Source organism: Candidatus Tisiphia endosymbiont of Ceraclea dissimilis (assembly GCF_964030735.1).
GTDB lineage: Bacteria > Pseudomonadota > Alphaproteobacteria > Rickettsiales > Rickettsiaceae > Tisiphia.
The window spans coordinates 333948-355481 of record NZ_OZ034917.1 but is presented as its reverse complement, the minus strand read 5'-3'; the positions used below and the strand labels follow the sequence as shown (position 1 = coordinate 355481).

Sequence of the window (21534 nt, the reverse complement as noted above, 5' to 3'; positions counted from 1 at the left end):
GCCAACAACAGCTACAAGCTTTTATTAGAGCTAAGGACAACAACAATCTTATGGAAAAATTACAAGAAAAAATAACCACAGAATGATCAAGGTCAAAGGGGTAAGCCCTTTGACTACAGAACTAGGATTTAAGCAGATTGTTGATCTCCTGAATAGATAAACCGGTAATACGAGAAATTTTAGGGATAGGGTAATTATTAGAGAACATATTTTTTGCTACTTTTTCGGTTCTGTCAGATTCTTTGTGATACTAATTTACAAAATTGGACAAATGGAGAAATTTTACTTACACATAATAAGAAACTTATTGTATTACCTAAAAAATTATTATAACGTAAATTGTAATTATTATTTTGATATAAACACTACAATATCAGTTATGTTTTATGACAAAGAAAAGACCTCAATCAGGTTCCACAGGGGAAAGTCCTGAGGCAAAAAAGCAAGATAGCAAAGCTACTCCTCCTCGTCAAGGAATTCAGGAACGACAAGGGGCAGATGATGCAAATAAAGTGCAAATTAAAGTATATGATACGATAGGTTATGGTAATTGTTTTTTTCATGCCGTATTTGGTAATAGAACTAATGCTGATCATTATAAAACTGATTATGCTCGGGATATGCGAAAAGAGTGGTATAATTTCTTGAAGCAATTTCATTCTCTAGAAGATCAAAATATGCCTGATGAATTGCGGGAGCGGTTAGAGAAGATTTTCTCGTCTCAAGACTTATTGAACAAGTATCAAAATGCCTCTCCAATTAATAAATCAACTATTTACCGTAAATATCTGCAAGATATACAACATAATAGCTATTATGTCATGTTTGAGGAAATACCTATTTTAGCTTCTTTAGCAAAGATTCAGATTGTACTAAATGTAGGTAACACACTAGACATTATTAATCCTAGTCTAGAATTATCAGGTAACTATAATACAAATCAGACATTGTGGGGTAACAAAAAAGAAGCAATTATATATCATCAAGGAATACACTTTTCTCATGCCGAGATATCCAATGGTGATCAAGCATATGATACCAAAGAGATTCAAGGAATGGAAGTACATGTTATTAAGGAATCGGAGCAATCTAATTCAGGTTTTGATATAAATGCAGAATCGGAACTAAAATGTCATGTTGATGCTCTATTAAGTAAGTTATTTGGAAGAGAGATTAGTGATAATAAGTATGCAAATATTACGATTAATGATCCGTATGGTAATTCTCAAATAACAGTATGTCGTCCTCAAATTATTGGTAAGTCCGTTGAAAAAATGCATGATGTTACATCATACATGTTTATTAGGAAAGCTCTTAAGAGCCAAATAAAAGATGTATTAGATGGTAAGGCTTATATACTAAATAATTTTAGAGATTATATACTAGCTATATCAAAGCAAATACAAGGTGTATGTTTAACACAGGATGAGTATAATGATGTAAAGAAGAAGATATTATTATCAAAGGATGACGAAGAGTTTTTTGATTTAAGTATCATTACAAAAAAAGATAATTCAGAGATAATACGATATTTGATTACTAATACAAGCGTCATTAAGAAGTTAAATGAACTTACCACAAAGGATGTCGAAGCGATAGGTTCAGAGTATAATGAATCTGCAGCAAAAGAAAATTATGTAACTCAACTTCAAAGATATATTAAATATGTGTTCAATAACCTAAAGCAAATGATGCTTGATAGTCTGGATACTTGTGAACTCACTGCGAAATTTATAGTATCAATCTTTGATCCAGAAGGATATCTTATTGAGGAGAATAATATTTTATTCAAGCAAATACTCTTATATAAAACGGTAAAGGAGGCAAGAGGTGCATATGGTCTACCAGACAAACTACCTAATAAGGGTACTGTCAAATACATTAATGACGCAGAGTATGAAAAAATAATAGGTGAGACTAAAGGTCCATATATTAGAATTATTGACAATAAGGAAACGATAGTTGAGAAGTCGGTACGAGCACTAGATATCATAGAGCAATTAATTAATCATAGCTTGTATCAGAATAATAATGATAAAACTAATTTGCTATCAGAGTATAATGATAATTATAATCGTAACATCAGAGAATTAATAAATGAACATGACGAAAGTGAACCTGAGTTTGCATTACAACATTATAATCAAGATTTATCACACGAGAATTTATATAAAGTATTTCACTATCATGCCGCCAAAGCTTTATATTTTATATGTGATTTTCAATCATTAGGACAAGGTAACCGTATATTAGTATCTACACAAGAAGAAGGAGAGAAAACAGAAGTGGTTAGAGTCCATCCTTCTGCTACAGCGAAAGGAATAGAACTATACTATATTATAGATAAATCTAATATTCAACCGGAGAAATTAATAACACAAGTTGTTGCTCATATTTCTATACTGTTATCTCCTTTTACATCATTACGTTCTCATGTTTCACTTATAAATGATGAGGAAACATTGTCGCCAATACAAAAAATATTTAGTGCATTTTGTGAATTATTAAAAGAAGACTATAACTTACCAAATATATTAGGACAACAATGGTTTAATACAATACAAGAACAATTTGATGCAAAAATCATAAATAGCTTAAATACAGCAGATTTATTAGGTAATACTGATGTACAGTATGATTTGGATTTTTGATGTCAAGACTAACAATAGTCAATTAATTATCACAGTACAAGAGAGGTGTTATGCCGTATAATACAGCAGTCGTAGAGGGTATTATTAGCTTTATATCTAAAGCATTAAATAAGAATGAACAGCAAAGTATTACCGATTGGATAAACAAGAATATATTAATTATATCATCAAGACTAGATATTAAGCAATCTTTTGTTAAGGCTCAGAAGATAATATTTACTGAATATATTACGAAAGGCAATATTGCGAACATTAAATCATTACTAGATACAATTAATGTTTGTCAAAATGAAAAATTAAAAAGATTGGTATGTGAAATATTATCAGATGTGTGTCTTGAGCAAAAAAAATTTTTATCTACAAATACAAAGGTATATCAAGAATTGACTAAAATATTAGATTTTCAATATGACAGTATCCAAGATACTGATTTGCAGAGAAGTGTAGTAGGAAAAATAATAAAAGTAAGTGAGATTGTACAAGAAGCAAACACTTGTAAGACAGAAGATATACAAGTCTTAAAAAAACAAAAATGGTATATTAACAACTTTATAGAAAAGTTGTTTAAAATAGACATGAGTCAAGATGTATTAGTAGATATTGTAATTAATGATGATCCTAATAACCCGTGGAATAATCAAACTACCATAGTAGGTCGTCCTAAAGTGTTAGGAAGCTCAACAAAACAAATGCGTCATGTGACACCATATTCTTTTATAGAACATGCTATTACGGCAATGATCATGCAATTAAAAGATGATGCTAGAGATAAAACATATATAAATAATATAATGGAAGCTATTAAACCACTACTTAAAAATAAAAAAGGTATCTGTTTAACAGCAAATCAGTATTCTAAAGTAAGTTCTGATATTGTATTGCTAGATGAGGAATATGAAAGATTTAAATTATCGACCACCAGTAATGAATATCACTTAATATACAATGATGTACTTATAGAACGATTCAAAAATTTTGATGATTTCTCACAAGCTGAAAAAGATAAAGCGGAAAAGGATTTTAGTACTAAATTTGAAAAATATGTCACTTATGGTATAAAATATCTTACTGAAGAAATATTGGATCTAAAAGATGTTAACACTGTAACAATAGTGTGTGAAGGAATTGCAAGGATAATATTAACATTATTTAATCAAGAAAAATATGCTGCTTTTCCTGAAGAAGGAAATTCATTAAAAGAGGAAATTCGTGTATATCAAAGTAGAAATGATGCAGAAAAACCACAAAATAAGGAATATGATATATATTCTCATGCAGAAATAACTGCAAAGCTGAATGATCAGACATGGAGATCACAACATGATCAATGTATTAGAATTGTAGATAATGAAGGATCAATAGTCAAAAAGACAGCAAAGGTATTAAAGATCATAGACTTGCTAGTTACACATAAGTTAACATCGGTATCACATAAAACAGAAAAAGAAGATTTAGAACATCAAAAAGAATATAACGAGAAATATAATTTTAAAGTAAATGAGCAAAATCTTAAGTGTCAAGACAAGTATAATGAAGATATTAATATTAACAGCAATTTAATGGATGTTTTTCAATATCATATAGCAAAACATTTATATTCTGTTTTTGATTTTAAACCGTTAGAGCAAAATGTATTAGTGCCTAAGCAAAAAGAAGATGATATAATTACAGTATATCCTTCTGCTCATGGTATAAAAACAGCAGAATATGCGGTACACAGTGGAGAGGAGTATAGAGCGTCACAATATAATTCTAGGAAAGGCTATAATGATGATGCAATATTTCGTGTGGAGATGAGTAATGACGATACTATAAATGTATTAAAAGACAAGGTTGTCAATCATGTTATTATTTCTCTTTTACCTTTTAAGGAGCTGGAAATTGGATGTGTATTCGATGAAGCACAATGTGAAAGAGCTACAATACTTCAAGCATTTTGTGAATTAGTAAAAGTAAGGTATGCAACAGAAAGTATGATACAATTAGATGATCAATGGATAGATGAAGTACAAACTGAATGTTCAAGATACTTTATGGATGTATTAGGTGAATCTAAAGTGTTAGAAGAAAATTATGATTTTTAACGATTAATGAGGTTAATTATATGTATAAAAATGTTCCCCATAGTACTCTAAAAACAGGGTATGTAGAATTTTTAGCTTCTAAAGTTCAAAGAAATGATATGCAATCTGTAACAGAATGGGTAGAAGAAAGTTTAATAAATGATAATCCTAATGTTGATAATACTCGAAAACTTGCTTTTTATGAGGCGGAGAAAATAGTACTATCCGGGTATATTGATCGTGGTCTTAATGAGAAATTTGATAAACTTCTTAGTGCAATTGATAATGAAAAGTTTGATAGAGAATTTAAGGAACATCAAAATTATCCTAAACTTAAGGCAAATGAATGTCGTGTCCTTGCAGGTGCTATAATAGAATCAAAAAAAGCCTTAGGAGAAGATAATACTATGCATAAAAAGTTAGGTGAGTTACTCAGTAGTAAATATCAAGCACTAAAAGATTTAAATTATGATATTAGTAAAATTACCACAATAGATACTGCTTTTCAAATTGTTCATTATGAAGCCAGTACACTAGGGTCTACCAGTGATAGTACTGATCATTTGTAGCACTCAACCACTACCGGTGTCGGTAAGTTGGTGTAAGGCACTAGAAAGTATCTCCGCCAAAAATACTTAAAATCCAAAGGGTGTCAGGAAGTTTGTGTAAGTTAAAAAATAGTTAAGAATAAAATTAATTAAAACAACTTACATGAGGCTAATATGAAGAATAAGAGTAAAGTATCAGGGGTTCTAGGGGGTAATCCCAGAAATTTTTGATTTGAGAGAAAGCAGAGTTTTTGTCAAAATATAAAAATTTTTATGGTTATAATTTTGGATATTGACAATTGGAGAAAAAGATATGGTTTCTAAGTTAAGGTGTAGAAGTCAAGATTTGATCTTACAGACACTATAAATTTTGCACCTGAATGTCAGTTAAGTTTTGAGTGTCAGAGGAATATTCAAGATACAAGATTTCATTATTCTTTTCAACAGCTAATTTCTTACTATCTTGAAAAGTTTGCATAGGAGTTTTCCCATAACAATATTTTCCTGAATGTGGTCGCTCATTATTGAAATGCTCTAACCAAATATCAAGATCTAATTGTAAATCGTCAAGTTCAGTATAAATCTTTTTACGCATAGCTGTATCAAAGAATTCTTGTTTCATGGTTTTATTAAAACTCTCACACATACCATTTGTTTGGGGAGAATATGCCTTAGTTGTAGTATGTTCTATACCTTCTATGCTAAGAAATAACTCAAAAGCGTGATGCTCTATATTTCCCTTATATTCTGACCCACGATCTGTAAGAATACGAAGTATTGGTATCCCTTGGGTCTCGTACCATGGTAACACGCGGTCATTAAGCATATCAGCAGCAGTAATTGCTGTTTTATCAGTATATAGTTTAGCATCCGCTACTCTAGTATAGCTATCAATAAATACCTGAGAATAAACCTTACCTATACCTTTGAAATTACCTACATAGTACGTATCCTGACATCCTAGATAACCTGGATGCTGCGTTTCAATTTCTCCATGTGCTTCTTTTTCATTACGACGCTTCTCTAGCACTTGTAACTGAGCCTCAGTAAGAACAATACCATCCTGAGCCATCTTTGCTTCTAATGCTTTAAGCCTTTTATTGATATTATTCAAATCATTACGTAACCAAATTGATCTCACTCCTCCAGGTGATACAAGTATTCCGCTCTTCTTAAGCTCATTTGATACTCTTAGCTGACCGTATGCTGGATATTCTATTGCCATATCCATTACTCTGCCTTCTCTATCGATGGATCAACTCTATTCGCTATTATTGGCTTTCTTCGACTAATTTCATACAATGCCTCTTCTCCACCAGTTTCATACAGTTCTTTAAATCTGTAATAACTATCTCTACTATATCCCATCGCTTTACATGCTGATGATATGCTACCAAGGCTCTTAGCTAATTCAAGTAATCCTAATTTCTGCTTTATTATTTTTTGATTTAAATTCATTGTGACCTTCCATTTTTTTATCTGTATTTTTTATACGTTATTTTTATTAAATGTAAGATCAAATGTCAACTACTGCACGTAAGTAAGCAAATTTTAGTAAGATTAAATCTTGACTAGTACAGTTAAATCTCTAGCTGTAATCGTACCTCTGTTCCCATAACCAACATCCCTAGCCAGTTAGGTCAAAGGGCTTACCCCTTTGACAAAGAACTAGGATTTAAGCAGATTGTTGATCTCCTGAATAGATAAACCGGTAATACGAGATATTTCAGGGATAGAGTAATTATTAGAGAACATATTTTTTGCTACTTCAATATTTTGTTCAGCTTTACCTTCAGCTTTACCTTCAGCTTTACCTTCAGCTTTACCTTCAGCTTTACCTTCAGCTTTACCTATTTGGATACCTCTAAACTCACCTTCTTCGATATATTTTTGTGCAATAGTTCTCATGATATTACCTGTCTCTTCTTCTGATAAATATTTGGCTAGTATTTGCTCTAATTCTATCTGCCTCTCCTCTGAAAGCTTAGCATCAGTGTACCATAAAAACGATTTTATGTAAATATACCCTTGTTTCTTATCTACTAAAATCTCTAACTTAAATGTTTCTAAAAACTTCTCCCATAATGCAACCATGTCACGCTGATGAATGTGCTTCATCACATATTCCATCATCCCTAAATGTTTCTTCTGTACTATCTCATCATCCGACATGCTCTGTAAATCTACTAACTGATAATCTGACACCATTAATTCTTTAGCTTGCACTGGATCAACAAATAAATCCCATAAGTTCCTTGGAGCATTATAAACTTCTGTGCCATTATACATTATCATGCTGTAGATTAATGGTAGCTTATCTTTATTCTTCTTATGTCGTTCACAGAGTAGTAGAGCATATCTCCATAAACGCAGTGCCATCCAATAATCCACTGTTGATTGATGGTCTAACAAAATGTAGACAAAGGCACTATCATTACTTTTAGTTTTGACAGAGTACACTATATCACTAAATTTCTCTTGCAACGTTTCTTCAATATAACTTTCCTTTTCTATAGTTATCTTTGACAAATCTACCTGTTCTTTAAAAGCACTTGGTAAATAATACTCTAAGAATTCTTGTGCAGCTATTTCATTGCCCATAATTCTTTTAAAAAGCTGGTCATGTTTAGGTTTTTTTGGCATTTTGCTACTTACTTGTTATCTATCATTTAGCCAACATTTGATCGCTCTTCTTTGAGTATCTTATACACAGCAGCTCTACTGATACTCATTTTTTTAGCTAAACTAGTTCCAATAATACCTTGTTCATGATATTGCAGCAATTGCTTTCTATCAATCCTGCGTTTAGCTCCAAATTTTATGCCTTTGAGCTTTGCTTCAAGTCGCCCCTCATTGGTACGCTCTAAAATCCTCAGACGTTCTGCTTGTGCTACTGCTGATAAAATGGTTACTACCATTTTACCAGCAGCTCCTTCCGTGTTAATACCATCATCTAAGAAACGTACCCCTACATTCATTTTATCAAAGTGATTAATCAGGCTGATCATATCTGCTGTATCCCTACCTAATCTATCCAGTTTAGTAATTAACACTGCATCACCTTCCTCAACTTTCACCATTAATGATTTTAGCCCTTCTCGTTCAAGATTACTACCTGTTGTTTTGTCAGAAAATATTCTTGACTCGATAACCCCAGCTTTTTTGAGAGCCTGTTTTTGTATTTCTAATGATTGATCGGAAGTTGATACTCTTGCATAACCAAATAATCTCATTTTATCTATCCAAATACGTATATTAAATCAATTCGTTTACTATCTTGTCTATTATATGCCAATTTACAATTTAATCTACAGTATATTTAGTACTTTTTCTATTATCTTCTAACTTATAAATTAGTACACATCAAATAGATATCAAAAAGTAACTTGCATCACTAGACCTAAATCCTGTAAATACACTACTTTTAGTAAACAACTCTATACTATAGAGAAGGACCTTCGAACTCCTTGGATATTACTCTTTGCTGGGCAGCAAATTTATCTCGACCTTGCTGTATATGTTCTCTAGGAAAAAACTCATTATTCTCATGCACCTTTAATGCATAATCTAGTAACTTTAACTGACATGTAAATGATCTCCCGTCTATTATCATCTCTTTGCCTGAGTGAATATCATTTAAATGTTGCTTTAGCCTATCAATTACATGGATATGATATTGATGCGTTAAACTTTGTAACGCACTAGCACTATCTGTAGAATGCTTAATTGTATTAGTTATCTTTCTAGGCTGCATTGCAGTTCTATCAATATACGATCCTAATTTATTCAACTGTTCAAATACATTGTTTTTCTCATTACAATAAGCGTGCTTTATAGACTTTAACAGACTAACACCATTATAATCATACTCCTTATAATCATGTTCATACTCCTTACAATTAACTTGTAAACTAGCTAGATATTTCTGCTCATTTTCTAAGGCTTTGAACGCTTGCTCCGGTGTGTTGGCTCTTTGCTTAGCTTTTACTAATTCTCCAAGCTGAGCAAAAGTATAATATTTATCTCTTACACTTGTCAGGCTTTGCTTCATCTCCTCATAACTTTTTCCTACTAATGATACTGCTAGCTCTTGCCTTTCAAGTTTTGCTCCATACCTATTAGCTTCATTCACCAAATCCTTATATTCATCAACAAAATTATCTGCAAATTCTACTGATTTGCGTGTACTATCAAGTTTGCTACTACCCTTTACATTACTACTCCTATAAGCATCTATTATTTTTTCTTCATTAATCTTAAATTGTTGAATGTAACTAATATTAGCATGCTCTTGCTTACTTAATTTCTCTCCTTCATTGCTACTACCAAAATATTGCTCCAACGTAACGGCTGCATGCTTTGTTAATGCTCTACTAAATGCTTTTTGAATCTCCTCCTCTCCTAAACCTTTGTCCTTTAATATATCGTTAAAGTCTCCTACTTTACTTGGTCTCACTATTTCAACAAATCCTCCTTTACTTAGTAATTCGTTCTTGGCTACTTCGATTGTCTTATTCGTTACTGCATCTATTCCATCATTATCAGCTGCTATAATTATTTTCTCACCTGATACTGCATGATAATTCTTGATATTACTTATGCCTAACGAACAAACTATTTTTATTTGTTTATCTTGATGAGCGGAATCATTACCTAAAGCTTGTTTGACCGATAAAGCAGTTTCTAGACCTTCTGCAATAATGGTGACGCTTCTTCTATTTCTAATATCAGTATTGCTATTAGTATTAGTACTGTTACTATGACTATTGAACTCACTATTTATATCACCATTGCTGAAACTGCCTACATCAACAAAAGACCCTGCTATTTTTCCAAACGATCTCTTTACAATATCAACATCAGCTTTATTATTTGTTTTGCTATCCAGTAATATTTGCTGACCACCAGTAATATCCCCTTTTGCGTTTCTTGCAAAAGCTACCAAGGCAGGCACTTTACGTTTAACAGATTTCTCATAAACATTAGTCGTTCTAATATCTTGACTTAGACTATTACGACTTATTCCATCATCATTTAACCTATCGTAACTTAGTTCATCCTCCTTTACCAAATCAATATCAATCTTTCTTGTTTGTACTAAATACTGTCCAGCTGTAGAACTTAACTCTATCTCTTTGCTTTTAGTATATAATTCTTCCGCTTTGCGTATCTTGACTATCTCCTCAGAATTCTCCTTATCAACTCGCTTACAATGTTCTACATATCTATCTGATATCACATGATCATTTACCACCTGTAAGTTAGATCTCATCTTGTTAGGAGTAATCCCTAATCTATCTTGTAAATAACTCACTGATTCTTTAAAATCATAATTCTTCTCACGCTGTACAAGATCAAACAAATCTCCTCCCTTACCTTCGCTAAAGTCATACCAAGTACCCGCTTTATTGCCGCTAATCTTTACTGCCAATGACCCATTATTACCGTACTTTAAGGTTGACCCCTTCGATAGTTTTCTATTCGGATTTCCTAATAAATCTACAACTACTGACTCTGCTTGCATGGATAGCTCTCTTCTAAGATTATCTACCTCAGTGCTATAACGCTCTCTATTCTCCTCCCATTTATTCTCCTGACCTCTCTTATAATCAATATTTGCGTAAAATCTATCCTTTGATGAACCTTTTCTGCTCATTGCTATTATGTTTCCATCTTTATCACCCTCTAACATGCCTATATCATTAATACCAGGATTAGATACACTAGACGTTACATCATCCACCACAATACTTGTATTAGCAACATGACCAATTTCTCCTAATTTTTTTCCTGTAGCAATTTGACTACTATACAGGTTACCTCCTACTACCAGCTTCTCTTCTCTTGTCTCTACTTCAGCATCCATATGTTGATTTTCTTCATATACCCTATCAAGCACCTCTTCTACACTTACTACACTCTTACTAGGCTCTCTATAATGGTAATACTCCTCTTGTGGTAAATATTTATCCATTAGCTTGGTTATATTATTTGCAGCAAAATCATAAATCCCTACCAATGACCTACTCAAACCATTCATATTATTTAAGATATCTATATCTTCTAAGCTATGATTAGCTTCCTCCTTTGTTAAGTAATTTAAGCTACTACCACTATCTATCGTCTTAGACATTTGTCTAATTAAACTTTCTTTTCCTGAAGTGGCTACCTTATTAACATACAAATTTAACTCACTGATATTTCTTGATAATGCAACGTAGCTGTTCCTTAAACCAGAAAAACCATTGTGGTAGACATATACATCTTTTATCGATGCACCTTGTCCCTTAAATACAGTTACAGCATAGCCATGTTTAAAACTATGAAATTCTGATGGATTGAATTCCACCATTCTATACTCACTGCTGCTTTTCCTATCCTTACTGTCTTTTATATAGTTTGGATTCGTTAGCGATATAATGAATCTATTCGTTTCAGCGTATAATATCACTCCAAGTTCACCATTGACTACACCAAGCTCCTTGTTGGTACTACTCATCACTATACGATCTCCGATCATGTAGTGATTACCTCCTACTTCTATCTCTTGACCCTTTAGCTTACCCTCTAGCTTTAAATATTGACGTACTCCATGATTTAAGGCTGCTACGTCTTTGTTTCTTACCGCTAATATTATTTTATCATCAATAGCGTAACTGCTCTTATGCCAATCGGCAACTAAACTTTGCATTGACTGAATTGCATCAGAACTCCACTTAATCCTTTGCTCTTCTTCTAATATACTCACAGCTCTTCTAACATCTCCATTAGACAATGCCATAGCCGTCTGCTTGCCCCAATCGCTGTCCTGACGTTTTATATCTAATATTGTACTACTACCATATTTGTTCGCTAACACCTCAAACATTCCTCCTCGCTGTACGCTAGTCAGCTGACGCTCATCTCCTGACAAAATTACTGTGCATTTGCGAGTAGCTGCTACCCGCAGTAACTCACTAAAATCATCATTTCCTATCATTCCCGCTTCATCTACTACTACTACACTATTCTTTGGCAAAGCAAATCTTCCATTAGCTAATTTAAACAGCATCCCCTTAATCGTATCAGTATTCCTAAAACCATCAGAAACTAATGCCTCTTTAGCTTTATGGGTTGGAGCAACTCCTATCGCATGTACCTTTAATTCTTGTGCAATTGCAGCAATCTGACGTAATACATGGCTTTTCCCTACACCTGCCCTACCCCGCACTATTTGTAGAGCTGATTTTGAGGTTAGTATATTGGTTAAGGCAATATGCTGTTCTTCTGTTAGCTTGCCCTCTACTGCTACGATTGATTCAATTGTACGTTTAGATATATCTTGATTACTCGTAAACACATTCTGGCTACTCGCTACATAACTGCTAAGACGCAATATCTTCTGCTCTTCTACTCTAACCGCAGACGTAGTATAATACTCAGTACAACTACCATCTTCTCTGTATAACGCTATTACTGATTTATCTACTAAAGCATCTGATACTAACTTTTCTCTTCTTTCCACATCTGGTACGTATTTCACTGCTCTCATTAAGTCACCTTTAGTAAAGACACTCATATGACGCGTTACCTTCTCTAACACTCTAGCTCCGCAATCTAAATGCTCTATTTCAGCTTGCTTCCTTTCTTCATTCCTTTCCGCTGCTTGGTTTAAAACACTCCTCATACGTACTGGTCCAATGTGTTCTTGGGTTATAGTACCTATGCTATCCACTCGATTTGATAAACCTAATTCCTTAAAATAGCCATTGATAATGTCCCTTACCTTCTCATGAATCATCTGCTCTTCTGCAATACCAAATGGATTCTTACCACCTCGGACTTGAATATCTAAATCTCTTGCTTTCTCTCCTAACTTACTACCGCATTCAGCAAATCTCCTTTTTGTCACTAATATATGTGCATGCCAATTCCTCTCTCCATTATGTGGCTTATGAATATCTAATTGTACTCCTAACCCTTCTTTTACCCACTCCATCTTGTCAATAATAATATGTGTTATATTAATTCTATCTTGTAGAGTTAACTCTTTATCATCAGGCAGAGCTATTACAATATCTTTCAGCAGAGAACTATTTTTTCTAATCTCAGTCCTTTCTACTTCATTCATTAGTTCTTTTGTATCTTTAAACTTTTTATCTACCCAATCAGCTAATAAAATCTCATGATAAACATTATCTCCTTTATTTTGAAAGTTATAAGTTACATTAGTATTAATATCTTTAATCTTACTCCTTGCATTATGTGCTCCTTTGAGACAAGCATTACCACCGCTCGCTCTTCCTACTAATTCTACTCTCGCAAACTGTATCGCCATTGCTTAATAACTAATTCATATACATTATATACCTATATAATAACTGAGATGATTCTAAAAGCAAGCAAACTTTAGTTTGCCTATTGCGTTTATAACTATTCTAACGAGTGAGTTCTAGAACCTTATGGCAACACAAAAGAAAAATTAGGCAATATACTAAAGGAATTATTAGAACAATGTGGTCTAATGTAGTTATTATTATCTATATCAATGTAACCATCAGCAATTAATGCTATTCTTACTTTTACTATATTTAATAGTATGCTTATACCTGACGGAAATTAGAAATAAGAAAAAGAAAAGAAGTAAAATAATTTAATTATTTTACTTTAATTGCTCTGAACTATAAATTTTAATTTCAGAATAAGTTATTCTTGCTTCATACTAAGTTATTTAGTAATTTGTTCTATAATAATTTCTAATATTAAATGGTCTAAACTATATGCATACGGTAACAGAACAAAAACTTCGATTAGAGCAAAAGAAAAATAGATTAATTGCTGAAGAAACTAAACTGAAACTTAAAGAACGTAAAGCTCGTACTCGTCATTTAATAGAACTTGGTGGGTTAATTGTGAAAGCTGACCTTGATAACTTACCTACCAATACCTTATATGGCTCTCTACTTTCTTTAAAAGATTCATTAACATCACAATCTGATATTCAAGATCAATGGACTAAAACTGGCAAAGCAGCCTTTGACCAAGAACAACAACAAAAAACTGCTGTCATTCTAAAGTTAGAAGAAAAACCCTCCCTAGAAATTCGAGCTCATATCAGAAGTCACACCCTCAAATGGAATCACCTACGAAAAGAGTGGTATGGTTATGTCCTTGATTTACAAGATTTGAAAGATGGACTGGGAGATTTGAAATATGAGCTGCAGCTCATACAAGATACTATATAGCAATACATAATTATAATTATATTGTACTTTTTACTAAAGTATGGTACTGTACATACATGTACTATACAATATTAGCTAATATGACTCATATAATATCTATTACTCAAACAAAAGGTGGAGCTACAAAAACAACAAGTAGTATAAACATACTAGGAGCATTATTAGAAAAAGGTAGAAAAGCCATATTGTGTGATATGGATAAAGATAAACCAGATGCAATATTTTGGGCTGATTTAGGTAGTACTTTAAGTGACTTCGTAATCCCTCTATATGACGATAATCCCAAACCAAAATTAGAGATTTTAAGTAAAAAATATGATTTTATTATTATAGATACCCCCCCTAATATGCAAGCAGCTGCACTCAAAGCTACAATACTATCAGATTTTATTATTATCCCTTGTTCAGTTTCAGAATTAGATAAAAATGCTTTAACTCAAGCCGCTTCTGCTGCAATGATGGCAAATAAACCTTATGCTTTCTTAGCCTCTAGAACAACAAAGCATACTAACTCCACTAAAGACTTATTAGATCAATTATCAGACACGGGGTTTTATTTTAAAACTAATATTACTAATAGTGTAGATATGATCGAATGTCAAAAATATGGTCAATGGGTAGGAAATTATAAGCCAAATTGCAAAAATCATATACAATATCAAGCATTAATCAAAGAATTAATAACAAAGTTAGATAATACAAAATAGTATTGTGCTATGATGACATGTACAACATGGTACAATACATTATTTTAATAAAAATTATATTTATGAGTAATAGAGGAAAAATTTCTACTTCACGAATAGCAGAAAAATTAAAATTAGCACAAAGCGAGATTAATACTTCAAACAAAGAAGTAGATATCTCTAATCACCCTATTTTATTTGTAAATGGTAACCTTAATAGGAAAAATTGTAATTATATAGCTAAAAATTTTTCATTATTAGAACCAATTGAAAAAGAAATAAAGAAGTATTGCAAAGGACTTAATTTAACCATATTAAATTATTTAATTTTCCGCGGAATAGAATCTATTAAAAAAGAGGAAAAATTTTTATCTATAGAATATTCAGATATTGAAAATCAATACAAGAAGGACAGTAATGCAGATTAAGTCTGATATTACAAAAATCAATTATAAAAAAATAAAATATAAATTACAGAATGATTTTAAATACATTTCAACTCAGAACTGCTCGATCTGTTCTTAACATTGGAGTAAGAGAGATAGGAAGCATTATAAACGTTAATAGAACTACAATATCTGTATGGGAAAATCAAAGAAATTTTGTATCAATAAAGAATTCTCAAGATAATAATACTCTTATAAAATTTTTCAAAGAAAATGGTATAATCTTTCCTAGTGAAAAATCTATAGCATTAGATATAAATACATCTAATAAATTAAATCTTCTCTCTAGATTTCAAATACGTGTTGCTAGGGTTGCAATGCATTTAACTCAACAAGAGTTAGCTACACTTCTTGAAATACCATTATTATTATTAAACTACTTAGAAAAACAACACAATAATGTGTATATAAGTAGTACACCCAAAACAATCAACGAGTTTGTATTACGCAGCTTTTTTGAAAAGAATGGAATATGTTTTCCTAAAGATTTTTGTGTTCATTTAGAAAAAGATCCAAGGGAGTTGATAAATAACTATTGACTCTTAGTGTCATCATGATATTAATAAATATTCTTTTTACAAATAAAAAAAGGTGCTAAGAACTAAAAAGAACTCAACACCCAAAAAATAACTATATATTTTTATGAAGTATAAGATAAAGCTACCACGCTACATTTCTTATAGCGTTAATATTACTTCTTTTTTTAGATAAAAGCAAGTTTTTTAGTTCTTAGCTCCATAAAAGGAGCATACAATGCAATTATCCCTAGATAACGAAGTAATCAGCACTCAGTTATTTCAAAACAATTACCATTTGCCTACTAACCTATCCCAATATACCCCTAATTTCACCTCATTACATACTCTAGTAACTGAGAATAAACCCTACACCCCAATTACTACCTGCGTACTGCAACACATTCTTACAACCACACATCTCTGTGATCTTGAAAAACTATATTATATGTTAGCCGATAGTTTAAGCATCATTAATCACAATAAAGGTAAGAAACGTAGTGTAACTATTTCTGCAATAAAATGGGCTGAGAAGCTTAATTGTTCTGTATCTGAAATATTTTCGATGCAAAAAAGCTTAGAACAAAAAGGTTACTTTAAGATTGATCGAATAAAAGATAAAGATGGTAAGAATAAGAAAAATACTATTACACCTACTTTGCCTGATTCTATCTTTAATTCTTTAGTTAAAACGCCCAACAGATTTAATATTGGAACTTATTCTACTGATACTTCTTTATATTCTAACTTTACTTCTACCGATTACTTACCTAATCTAGAAAATAAAATAACTTATCTTGATAGAACTAAGATGTTTATTAAACTTAACTACGATCTACTTTTACTCATTACTTCTTCTAGCTACTTAACTAAATTTGCAAAAATTCTATGGTTAGATTTTTATGCTATAGGATATAGATATTATCTGAAACATAGAAATTGTGATAATAATACTACAGAGACTAGTCAATATTATGCTAAGAATACTGAAGAACTATTTGAAATGCTTATGTTCACATCTGACAACATCAAGACAGATGATTATGTTAATTACGTCGCTCCACCTAATAGTTATTCTTTAACTACTACTTACAAAGAACTACAAGATAAATACTCCTGTAGTAAGCAAGCCATTTCTAAAACTCTCAAAGAGTTAGAGACGAAAGGATTTATTACTAGAAAACGTTTCTTTGTAAAAAATGATGATGAAGATAGTAATCTGCATGATAAGTCTGTGTGGCGTATTACTGTTACCTTACCAGATATGATACAACAACATTTACAAAATGAAGTGAAAGATCGTGCAAAACCAGCATCAGAAAGCGTTGTTGCAAATTCTGACCCATATGTCATCAATTCTAGTCAATATATAAATAAATACTTTATATCAAATACTAAAGATTTAGATAATATAGATAGCGAAAAAAGTTTTTTTGAAAAAACTAATGATTTTTTACCTGAAACTTCATCTGAATTATCTGAATTTTATAAAAATTCTTTAGAAGAAGAGCGGGTAGAAAAAATAGAGGAGATAGAAGAAATATCAGAAATAGTAAAGGAGGAACAAGAAAAAATACTACTACTGAATCAACTGAGCGAGCAAAGCGATGAAGAAGAGCAAATCAATGTTGCAATAGAAAATGGCTTGGTAAATACAACATCAGAAATATCTGTTACAAACGCAAGTATTGTTCATCACAAGAAATCATCAAGCCAAGCTAAATCACTACCCAACAACAAACCATCAACTCAAGCTACATCGTTAAAATCCTTCTATCCTCTTAGCAAAGAGCAAGTTGATAAAATATTCTTACCAATAGGTTTTATTGATGGATTTATGGGCAAGTTATTCATTGAATTTGCTTGGACCTTAGCATTCTGTGTGTTAGTTTCTGGTTTTGTTGCTTTAACTTTGACGCCAATGATGGCAAGTCGCATGATTGGCAAAAATGATCAACCTTCCTTAGGGTTTTTAATTAAATTTGACCAGTTTATTAAATTAGTCCAAAGCAAGTATTTGGTCTATTTAAATCTTGCTTTTGATCATAAAAAGCAATTCTCACTTATTATTGCCCTATCTTTAGTGGCGCTGGTCGTTAGTTTTATCTTTGTCCCAAAGGTGTTTATCCCTCAGGAAGATGATGGTTTAGTGCAGATTTCCTTCTCTAGTCCTCAAGGCTCTAATAGTGAACAATCAGAAAAAGCAGTAATAGAAGTTGAGAAAATACTTAGTTCTTACAAAGATATATTAGGTTATTTGATGATGACGTATCCAGAAGGTAGTCATGGTTTTGTGCCTCTTAAAGACTGGAAGGTAAGGTCAATGTCACAAACAACTATAATAAACTTACTTAATAAGCAATTTCAACAAATAACTGGAATATCGGCTTTTGCAAGACCACACCGTTCATTAATTAGTGGTAATGCTGGACATGCTGTGGAATTTACTTTGCAATCCTCGCTTGAATATGAGCAATTAGTTCAAATATCAGAGAAATTCGTGGAGGCTATGAAGAAAAAACCAGCTTTTATGAATATGAATGTTTATAGTAATGTAGATTTCTCTCCGATCATTGACGTAATTGTTAACCGAGATAAAGCTTACCTTTATGGTGTGAGTTTAGAAAATATAGGGTTAACATTGCAATATTTGCTAGCAGGAAAGCAGCTTGGTGATTTTAGAATGGGCAATGAATTGTATGATATAACTATGCAGTATAATTTAAAACATCGTAGTAATATCGATCACTTTAGTAAGATACTGATACCAACCAATAAACCAACTAATAATTTATTACCATTAAATGTCGTGGCTAATATAGTTGAGAAAGTATCTATCAAATTTTATAATCATTATAATAATGCTAGATCAGTAACCATCTCGGCAGATTTAGCCCCAAACCAAAAAATTACCGATGCAATAAAGCAAGTGAATAACATAGCTAATGAATTATTGGATAATAATACCACTATTCTAGAATATATTGGCGAAATTAAGCAAAAGGCTGAATCAGAAGGTACTATGACTACTACGTTCTTATTTGCTTTATTGTTTATTTACTTAGTGCTTTCAGCACAATTTGAAAGTTTTACTGATCCGATATTAATCCTTATTGCTGTACCATTTTCATTTACTGGTGGCGTATTAGCACTCTGGATATTTGGTAATACGTTTAATATGTATAGTGGTATTGGCTTGCTCACTTTAATTGGTTTGATCACAAAAAATTCTATTATGATCGTAGAATTTACTAATAACTTAAGAAGCCAAGGATTAAATATTAGAGAAGCTGTAACTAAAGCTTCTAGCTTAAGGCTTAGACCAATTCTAATGACTACTTTAGCAACCATTTTTGGGGCAGTATCATTAGTTATCGCCTCAGGAGCAGGAGCCGAAGCTCAAAAGTCTATTGGTTTAGTAATAGTGGGTGGTATGACTATTGGTACTCTATTTACTATATTTGTTATTCCAGTTTTATATCAAAGTTTTAAAAGGGAGATTAAATATAGCTAACCCAATTAGTGTTACAGCAAATTCACAGATGTTCATTGTGAGGGCATAGGCGTCAGTTTAAGAAAATAAAGTAGAAAACAAGTTTTTTGCAGAGCTTATAAATAGTAGGTTGCTTGAAGAAAATTTGAATATATCCGAGTCACGACATCTATCTTTAAACGCAAAATTTGTCATTCCTGCTTCGGTGCGGAATCTATAATACCTCATGGCATTTTTAGATACCTGCTTTCGCAGGGATGACAACCATGATCCTATATTTTATTCAAATCTGCAAAAAACTTGATTATCGAGTATATACAGCTATATTATTTTGTTCAAATATATCAAGTATCTCTAGAACATTGGGATTTGTAATATTCAAAATTTTTACAGTTTTAAGTATCATCTTAGAATTTTGTATTTCAGCGTACATTAATGATTCAGGAATTCTAAATGATCGAGTATCTTGTTGTTTTGCCATAATTATAATCTTTTTAGTTAAAATATAGGTTATTGTCACGTTCACATTCATTCGCTTGCAATAACGTAATTTTGCTATAAAGCCTAAGGGTTAGCCATAAAAATTAACCATCTTCTCAGAGATTAATTGGTTATCATATTTTTCTAAAATATCTTGTCGAATTTGCACACCAAGATGTTTTCGTAACGAAGGTCTAGTGATTAGCAGCTCCATAGCTATTGCTAAATCTTCTATATTTTGAGGTTTGACTAATAACCCATTTATTTTGTCTTGTATTAATTCTCTGCCACCTGGAGCGTTAGTAGTAATAATCGCTCTACCATATGCCCCAGCCTCTAAAAGGGAGCGGCTTAGTCCTTCACGATAGGAGGGTAATACGGCGATGTGGGCTTTTTTCCATATTTCTTCTATATCTTTCTGATATCCAAGATATTTGATATATCCTAGATTTTGGTAGTCTTCCAATATGGATTGTGCTATTGATTGTTTATTATTTTGTTCAGGCTGACCAACTAACCAGAATTCAGCATCGATATTTTTCTGTTTTAATATTTTTGCGGCATATATAAATTCATATACACCTTTGTCAATAAGCATTCTAGCTACTAAGGCAACTACTATTTTATTACCTAACGGTTCTGGTAGGAGAGGGAATTTCTTGGTTTCTATACCGACACTACATTGTTTAATGACTAAATTTGGTGGAGCAATATGGCTAACCTGATTAGTACCTATCCATAGCAAACTGGGGTCATTGCGAGAAGGCATGAGCCGACGAAGCAATCCATTCCTGACCATTTTGGGATTGCCGCGTCGCCGCAAAGCGGCTCCTCGCAATGACGTTTGTGAATTTGCTGTAATGCTAATAGAGTTTGCTATACCTAATTTCACCACTAAAGCTAAATCATCATCATTTTGTACAACAAATAACATACTTTTATAATAGCTTATTAGGGATAATATTTTAACTATGATCTTCCTAAGGCATTTTAGTAAAAATTTATTGCTGATAAACAATAAACCCATACCAACAAAAGTGTTAATGATTTGTGGTGTATTGCACAGAAAAGCACTGATACTTCCATAAAAAATTGGTTTTATAGTGAAATTATGTAATATATCAGGTTTTTCCTTATTTAATATTCTGATTAGCTTGATTAATAATAGTAAATCAGTAAAAAGGTTAATACTTCCACGCTTTATTGAAATTGGAATTACTGGTAAATTATGCTGTTCTATTTTATCTTTAAATTCACTAATATCTGTTAGTACTTTAACTTCATATCCTTTAATTTTAGCAGTCAAAGCAATTGGCAGAAGATGGTTATAAAAGTGCCAATCTGTATTTGTAAAAATAATGATTTTTTTCATTTATTTTTCTTTATAATAACTCTATAACATAAAATCATACTCAAATGATTTGGGAA

Annotated in this window: 13 protein-coding genes and 2 pseudogenes; 8 read left to right on the top strand and 7 right to left on the bottom strand. The window is 31.9% G+C overall.

Going from position 1 to position 21534, the window contains the following annotated elements; translation table 11 throughout:
• Nucleotides 1–121 precede the first annotated feature (121 nt).
• Nucleotides 122–235 (bottom strand): annotated as a pseudogene (locus ACQH1V_RS01610) (Rpn family recombination-promoting nuclease/putative transposase); the annotation flags it as partial.
• A gap of 151 nt (nt 236–386) precedes the next feature.
• Here ACQH1V_RS01610 and ACQH1V_RS01605 point away from each other — a divergent pair.
• Genes ACQH1V_RS01605 through ACQH1V_RS01595 form a run of 3 tightly spaced genes read left to right on the top strand, consistent with a single transcriptional unit; the run spans nt 387 to nt 5283 of the window.
• A complete protein-coding gene (locus ACQH1V_RS01605) occupies nt 387–2651 on the top strand; it encodes an OTU domain-containing protein (protein ID WP_425360602.1) in 2265 nt (754 codons plus the stop codon).
• A 50-nt stretch (nt 2652–2701) separates the two neighbouring features.
• Nucleotides 2702–4735 carry a hypothetical protein gene (locus tag ACQH1V_RS01600; protein ID WP_425360601.1) on the top strand — a complete coding sequence of 678 codons (2034 nt, stop codon included), beginning with the start codon at nt 2702–2704 and terminating at the stop codon, nt 4733–4735.
• Nucleotides 4736–4755: 20 nt separating this feature from the next.
• A complete protein-coding gene (locus ACQH1V_RS01595) occupies nt 4756–5283 on the top strand; it encodes a hypothetical protein (protein ID WP_425360600.1) in 528 nt (175 codons plus the stop codon).
• 340 nt (nt 5284–5623) lie between these two features.
• Here ACQH1V_RS01595 and ACQH1V_RS01590 read toward each other — a convergent pair.
• The 4 genes and pseudogenes from ACQH1V_RS01590 to ACQH1V_RS01575 all read right to left on the bottom strand — a co-directional run bounded on the left by ACQH1V_RS01590 (nt 5624) and on the right by ACQH1V_RS01575 (nt 13579).
• Nucleotides 5624–6720 (bottom strand): annotated as a pseudogene (locus ACQH1V_RS01590) (IS481 family transposase).
• Between the two features lie 210 nt (nt 6721–6930).
• Nucleotides 6931–7905 carry an Rpn family recombination-promoting nuclease/putative transposase gene (locus ACQH1V_RS01585; RefSeq protein ID WP_425360599.1) on the bottom strand — a complete coding sequence of 325 codons (975 nt, stop codon included), beginning with the start codon at nt 7903–7905 and terminating at the stop codon, nt 6931–6933.
• A gap of 26 nt (nt 7906–7931) precedes the next feature.
• Nucleotides 7932–8495: a recombinase family protein gene (locus ACQH1V_RS01580; protein ID WP_425360598.1), complete on the bottom strand. Its 564-nt coding sequence runs from the start codon at nt 8493–8495 to the stop codon at nt 7932–7934.
• 209 nt (nt 8496–8704) lie between these two features.
• Nucleotides 8705–13579: an AAA family ATPase gene (locus ACQH1V_RS01575; RefSeq protein ID WP_425360597.1), complete on the bottom strand. Its 4875-nt coding sequence runs from the start codon at nt 13577–13579 to the stop codon at nt 8705–8707.
• 442 nt (nt 13580–14021) lie between these two features.
• Here ACQH1V_RS01575 and ACQH1V_RS01570 point away from each other — a divergent pair, with 442 nt between their 5' ends.
• From ACQH1V_RS01570 to ACQH1V_RS01550, 5 genes are all read left to right on the top strand, one after another.
• Entirely contained in the window at nt 14022–14486 is a 465-nt protein-coding gene (locus ACQH1V_RS01570; RefSeq protein ID WP_425360596.1) for a conjugal transfer protein TraD, read from the top strand.
• A 56-nt stretch (nt 14487–14542) separates the two neighbouring features.
• A complete protein-coding gene (locus tag ACQH1V_RS01565; protein ID WP_094649763.1) occupies nt 14543–15193 on the top strand; it encodes a ParA family protein in 651 nt (216 codons plus the stop codon).
• A 62-nt stretch (nt 15194–15255) separates the two neighbouring features.
• Entirely contained in the window at nt 15256–15600 is a 345-nt protein-coding gene (locus ACQH1V_RS01560; RefSeq protein WP_133062963.1) for a hypothetical protein, read from the top strand.
• Nucleotides 15601–15650: 50 nt separating this feature from the next.
• Nucleotides 15651–16157, top strand: a complete 507-nt coding sequence (locus ACQH1V_RS01555; RefSeq protein WP_425360595.1) for a hypothetical protein — start codon at nt 15651–15653, stop codon at nt 16155–16157.
• Between the two features lie 214 nt (nt 16158–16371).
• Nucleotides 16372–19647 (top strand): efflux RND transporter permease subunit, encoded by a 3276-nt coding sequence (locus tag ACQH1V_RS01550; protein WP_425360594.1) that lies wholly within the window; start codon nt 16372–16374, stop codon nt 19645–19647.
• A gap of 283 nt (nt 19648–19930) precedes the next feature.
• Here ACQH1V_RS01550 and ACQH1V_RS01545 read toward each other — a convergent pair whose 3' ends face one another.
• Nucleotides 19931–20107 (bottom strand): hypothetical protein, encoded by a 177-nt coding sequence (locus ACQH1V_RS01545; protein WP_425360593.1) that lies wholly within the window; start codon nt 20105–20107, stop codon nt 19931–19933.
• A 90-nt stretch (nt 20108–20197) separates the two neighbouring features.
• The gene (locus ACQH1V_RS01540) at nt 20198–21478 is read right to left on the bottom strand and encodes a glycosyltransferase family 4 protein (RefSeq protein ID WP_341749135.1); all 1281 of its coding nucleotides are present in this window, start codon (nt 21476–21478) and stop codon (nt 20198–20200) included.
• Nucleotides 21479–21534: the final 56 nt, after the last annotated feature.